This is a genomic window from Bacillus zhangzhouensis, from assembly GCF_000715205.1.
Lineage (GTDB): Bacteria > Bacillota > Bacilli > Bacillales > Bacillaceae > Bacillus > Bacillus zhangzhouensis.
The window spans coordinates 1-420 of the sequence record NZ_JOTP01000093.1 but is presented as its reverse complement, the minus strand read 5'-3'; the positions used below and the strand labels follow the sequence as shown (position 1 = coordinate 420).

Annotated in this window: 1 protein-coding gene; it reads left to right on the top strand. The window is 41.4% G+C overall.

Going from position 1 to position 420, the window contains the following annotated elements; genetic code table 11:
* Nucleotides 1-316, top strand: a 316-nt coding sequence (locus tag BA70_RS20480) for a transglycosylase (protein ID WP_078061780.1), incomplete at its 5' end; no start/stop codon positions are given.
* Between the last annotated feature and the right edge of the window lie 104 nt (nucleotides 317-420).

The window sequence follows — 420 nt, the reverse complement described above, 5'->3', positions numbered from 1 at the left end:
TAATCAAACATGCGTGTGTGATCAATGCGGCATCTCTCTTTTTATCCAAGGTAACTCAAAGATTGAGAAGTTGGGGGATGGAGTGAAGAGACATTATATTAAATGTCCTAGATGTCTAACTGAATACACATCTTACTTTACAAACGAAGTGATCAGACGTAAGCAAAGCAGGCTCAGAAAACTGTTCGTTGTCCTTCGGAGTGCGAGATCAGAGAAGTTACTCGAGATGTATAAAAAGAAAATCAAAGAAGCGCAAATGGATTGTCAAAAAGACATGGATCAACTAAGGCGGGAAATAGAAGCCCCCCTACCTTAAATCCCTAGAAACGATTTACCGTAGACCGCGTCTCCCTCAACATTTTGAAAAATTCCCTAAATGAAAATTCGGAAGGAGGTGAGGGGATGGCAAGGCCGAGACAA